The organism is Leifsonia aquatica H1aii (assembly GCF_000633535.1).
Classification (GTDB): domain Bacteria; phylum Actinomycetota; class Actinomycetes; order Actinomycetales; family Microbacteriaceae; genus Leifsonia; species Leifsonia aquatica_A.
The window spans coordinates 1-3,709 of sequence record NZ_AYMR01000058.1 but is presented as its reverse complement, the minus strand read 5'-3'; the positions used below and the strand labels follow the sequence as shown (position 1 = coordinate 3,709).

Genomic DNA, 3,709 nt, shown 5'->3' with positions numbered 1-3,709 from the left:
GCTCACTGGTCATCTCCTTCGATGTGATCGTTGAGTCGGCTGGCGCCGTACGCGCCGAGCAGAGTGAGGATGGACAGCACCGCGCCGAGGCGGTACAGAAGGTCCTGATTGGTAAGGGCGCCGCCGAACGCGACAACCACGGAAGCGAGGAAGGCGAGCACCAGGAACGTCTTCATCGCTGCACCACCCCCTGCGCCACGAACACGGCACCCAGGAGGACAGCTAGCCCGACGAGGAGGGCGACGACGAGCACACGGAACACGAACCTGCTCACAGCCCCATCACCGCCCGGACGCCGGCCGCGATGATGGCGCCGACCGTGAACAGTGCTGCCGGTGCGAACACACCGAAGGCAATGACTGCCGCAGCCACAGCTGCACCGTTCGGCCGTCGCGGGTCGTAGTCGATTCGACTCATCGGAACATCGCCTCCCGGTCGTCCCCGGCCACAGAGAGCGCGACGGCGAGGGCGTAGAAGGTTTCGCCGAGGTCGATGCGGACGAGGTCGGGGGAGGGCGGGGTGTAGCCGTCTCGGGTCTTGATGGTGTCCATCAGTGCACCGCCTTGACGGTGACGGTGACCCGGATCCCGTCAGGGGTGGGAGGTATGATGTCGGTGGACTGCACTACAGTTCCTTTCTCGAATCGCCCCGGGTGCCACCGGGGCGATTCCCATTTCCAAACGCGCTACGAAAGGCTTGTCCCGCTCACGCAGGTACTTCCCCGAAGAACGCGCCAACGGGCACGCCGAGGTGACTTGCGAGCGCGATGAGCTCTCGGTCAGTGAAGGGGACTGATCCGTTGAAGCGGCGAACGATCGCCATGCGGGAAACATTGAGTGCTGAGGCAAGATCGGCCTGTCGAACTCGCTTCTCGGCGGCGATACCGCGGACCTTTGCGGCTACATCGACGTTCTTTTGAACTGTCATGCAGGAATCTTGCAACGCAAGACGATGCAAATGCAACCCCGACACGCCGTGTTGCGAGAGTGAGTGCAGCGCTTGGCGCGCAGAAGTAACGCTTGGCGTTGCATATGTGCCCGCAATCCGATACCCTCGGATACATGTTGAAGGCAACGAAACCAGAAGAGACCAACGAGATTGCCCTTCGTGCCGCCAAGAACTTGCGTGGCATCCTCGCCGAGGAGCGCTGGAGTGGGCGGAAGGCTGCAATCGCCTTGGGACTTACTCCGATGTACGTTGGCCGTCGTCTCAACGGCGAAGCCGAGTTGAGCGTTTCGGATGTGGCGATGTTCGCGCGACTGCTGAAGCTTGACTCGGGAGCGCTGTACGCGCTCCTGATGAAGCCGACGACGCTCGACCGCGATGACATGGCGTTAAGCGGGGCGAAGAGCCGCCCCTTGGATTAAAAGTCCGATGCTCTGCCAACTGAGCTACAGGCCCGATCGCTCCTAATCTATCGTGGATCGCGGGCTCCCCGTGCACGGGGGAGAATGGGGCAATGGCTGAACGACACCACAAGCCGGTCACGTTCCCTGGCGGGATGTTCGAGGCGTTCCTGGGCGGGGAGGACCCGGCCCAGATCAGCCGCGTCGCCCACGAGACGGCGCGGGCGCTGCTCGCCCGGGTCCGCGAGAACCCCGACCCCGACGTGGTCGATCGGCTCGTCGCGTACACGGATGAGCACGGCATCGACGCGCTCGCCGAACTGTGGTCGCGGTCGAACGCGAAGAGCCTGCCCGGCGCGCTGTGGCGGATCTACCTGCTCCGACTGCTGATCCGTCAGGACGCGGAAGGGACCGCGCTGCTCTATCAGCGCGGCACCGAGGTGCTCACCTCCATCGACCCGGTGGTGGCGGGCGCGCCCACCCCCGCAGGCCCCGCCGAGATCACCGAACTGGCCGACCGCATCCTGCGCGGACTGTTCGAGGGCGACTTCGCGGACGCCCTGGACCGGGCCGCCGCGTTCTGTCGGGTGACCGCCGCCGGCGCGGCCGCGGTGGCGGACGATCGCGACGTCGTGCTCGACACGGACCGGGCGGCGGAGCTGACCACGCGCGCCCTGCGCTTCACCACCACGGCGGAGGAGCTCACCGCGAGCGCCCGGCTCTGGCGGTCGGATTCGCTGGACTGAACCGGGTCCGTGCGCGCTCCCAGCGTGCTCTCAGTGGATTCCCGTTCTCGGGCGGCGAACGCCACGCCGTGGAGCTTCGGCGAGGCTTGTGTACTATTGGTGGAGCCGGGCCGCAGTAACCCCGGGCTCCAAAACTTGCCGCTCCGAGCGGCCTCGCGCCGAGAGGCGTTCTGCGGCCCGGCATTACTGTCCCCGACCGGACAGCCGACAGAGCGGAGACAGCCGTGGACGACGCCGCTGCCCCGGATCTGGACGCCCTCCTAGTCCGCACGGCGACCGGCGACCAGCAGGCCTTCTCCGCGTTCTACGACCACACCGCTCCACGGGTCCTCGGCCTCATCCGGCGCGTGCTCGTCGACGGCGCCCAGTCCGAAGAAGTGGCTCAGGAAGTCTTTCTCGAGACGTGGCAATCCGCTTCGCGTTTCGATCCGAACAAGGGTCGAGCGATGACGTGGGTCATGACCATGGCCCACCGTCGGGCGATCGACCGGATCCGGGCGTCCCAGGCGTCCCGCGACCGGGACACCGCCGTGGGCATCCGCGACCTCCCCACGGCCTACGACCAGGTGGCGGAGACGGTGGAGGTCCGAATGGAGAGCGAAAGGGTGGAGGTGGCCATGGCGACGCTGAGCGAGGCGCAACGTCAGGCGATCACGCTCGCCTACTTCGGCGGCCTCAGCCAGAGCGAGGTCGCCGCCGAACTGGGCATTCCATTAGGCACAGCGAAGACACGGCTGCGCGATGCGATGATACGGCTGCGAGAGGAACTGGGGGTGACACGATGACCGACGAGACCCGCCCCACCCCTGCACGCCTCGGCGCCGAACTGGGCGCGGAGAACGAGCAGGAGGCGCGCGAGTTCGAAGACGTCGCGGCACAGCTCGGCATCGCCGCCGAACCGGTCCAGCCGCGCCCCGAACTCAAGGCGGCGCTGTTCGCCGCCCTCCAGACGACGCCGCAGCTGCCGCCGGTGACGGAACCCGCTGCTGCTCCCGCCGGGGCGGCTGCGCCCGGATCCCCTGCAGCCGTGTCCCCGGCTCCTGAATCCCCGGCTCCCGCATCCCCGGTCGAGGCCGCTCCGGAAGCGCTCACCCCGGCTGAGCGGAAGGCGCAGCGGCGCTGGTTCTCCCGTCCCGCCGTGATCGCGGCATCCGCGGCCGCAGCCGTGGTGCTGTTCTTCGGCGGCGCGATCGTCGGCGGCTCCCTGGCCGGCAACGACTCCACCAGCCAGCAGCAGGCCTCCGCCCTGGCGGCGATCAACGCGGCGCCGGACGCCCAGCGCGCGACCTCCGCCGTGGCGGGCGGCGGGACGGCGACGCTCGTCTGGTCGGCCACCCTCGGGACGTCCGCGATCATCGCCAGCGACCTGCCCAGCCTGCCGAAGGACAAGACCTACGAGCTCTGGTACATCCGCGGCGGTGAGGCCACTCCGGCCGGAACCATGAACGCCGCCGAGACCGGGTCGACCTGGAAGGTCCTCGCCGGCACCATGAAGGCGGGGGACACGGTCGGCGTCACCGTCGAACCGAGCGGCGGATCGCCCCGCCCGACGACCGACCCGATCGTCGCCATCCCTTCCTGACCACAAGACAAAAGCCGCCGAGCACACGAAAAGTG

General features: G+C 67.9%; 8 protein-coding genes. 4 read left to right on the top strand and 4 right to left on the bottom strand.

Going from position 1 to position 3,709, the window contains the following annotated elements:
- Positions 1-2 precede the first annotated feature (2 nt).
- From U870_RS24570 to U870_RS24150, 4 genes are all read right to left on the bottom strand, one after another.
- Positions 3-176, bottom strand: coding sequence for a hypothetical protein (locus tag U870_RS24570; protein ID WP_162819245.1), 174 nt, complete (start codon positions 174-176; stop codon positions 3-5).
- A gap of 94 nt (positions 177-270) precedes the next feature.
- Positions 271-417, bottom strand: a complete 147-nt coding sequence (locus tag U870_RS24565) for a hypothetical protein (protein WP_162819244.1) — start codon at positions 415-417, stop codon at positions 271-273.
- Positions 414-551 (bottom strand): hypothetical protein, encoded by a 138-nt coding sequence (locus U870_RS24560; RefSeq protein ID WP_162819243.1) that lies wholly within the window; start codon positions 549-551, stop codon positions 414-416. Before U870_RS24560 ends, U870_RS24565 begins: the two co-directional genes overlap by 4 nt.
- Before the next feature lie 154 nt (positions 552-705).
- Positions 706-927, bottom strand: a complete 222-nt coding sequence (locus tag U870_RS24150) for a helix-turn-helix domain-containing protein (RefSeq protein WP_115644483.1) — start codon at positions 925-927, stop codon at positions 706-708.
- A gap of 134 nt (positions 928-1,061) precedes the next feature.
- Between U870_RS24150 and U870_RS0122040 the strand changes: the two genes are divergently transcribed.
- The 4 genes from U870_RS0122040 to U870_RS0122025 all read left to right on the top strand — a co-directional run bounded on the left by U870_RS0122040 (position 1,062) and on the right by U870_RS0122025 (position 3,674).
- The gene (locus U870_RS0122040; protein WP_025159506.1) at positions 1,062-1,367 is read left to right on the top strand and encodes a hypothetical protein; all 306 of its coding nucleotides are present in this window, start codon (positions 1,062-1,064) and stop codon (positions 1,365-1,367) included.
- Between the two features lie 92 nt (positions 1,368-1,459).
- Positions 1,460-2,092, top strand: a complete 633-nt coding sequence (locus U870_RS0122035) for a hypothetical protein (RefSeq protein WP_025159505.1) — start codon at positions 1,460-1,462, stop codon at positions 2,090-2,092.
- A 224-nt stretch (positions 2,093-2,316) separates the two neighbouring features.
- Entirely contained in the window at positions 2,317-2,877 is a 561-nt protein-coding gene (gene sigK, locus U870_RS0122030; RefSeq protein WP_025159504.1) for an ECF RNA polymerase sigma factor SigK, read from the top strand.
- Positions 2,874-3,674: an anti-sigma factor gene (locus U870_RS0122025; RefSeq protein ID WP_025159503.1), complete on the top strand. Its 801-nt coding sequence runs from the start codon at positions 2,874-2,876 to the stop codon at positions 3,672-3,674. Before sigK ends, U870_RS0122025 begins: the two co-directional genes overlap by 4 nt.
- Positions 3,675-3,709 lie beyond the last annotated feature (35 nt).

Excerpts from the sequence above, each read along its gene's own strand:
- U870_RS24565 (WP_162819244.1), bottom strand. The coding sequence starts at position 417 with ATGAGTCGAATCGACTACGACCCGCGACGGCCGAACGGTGCAGCTGTG.
- U870_RS24150 (WP_115644483.1), bottom strand. The coding sequence starts at position 927 with ATGACAGTTCAAAAGAACGTCGATGTAGCCGCAAAGGTCCGCGGTATC.
- U870_RS0122040 (WP_025159506.1), top strand. The coding sequence starts at position 1,062 with ATGTTGAAGGCAACGAAACCAGAAGAGACCAACGAGATTGCCCTTCGT.
- U870_RS0122035 (WP_025159505.1), top strand. The coding sequence starts at position 1,460 with ATGGCTGAACGACACCACAAGCCGGTCACGTTCCCTGGCGGGATGTTC.
- U870_RS24570 (WP_162819245.1), bottom strand. The coding sequence starts at position 176 with ATGAAGACGTTCCTGGTGCTCGCCTTCCTCGCTTCCGTGGTTGTCGCG.
- U870_RS24560 (WP_162819243.1), bottom strand. The coding sequence starts at position 551 with ATGGACACCATCAAGACCCGAGACGGCTACACCCCGCCCTCCCCCGAC.
- U870_RS0122025 (WP_025159503.1), top strand. The coding sequence starts at position 2,874 with ATGACCGACGAGACCCGCCCCACCCCTGCACGCCTCGGCGCCGAACTG.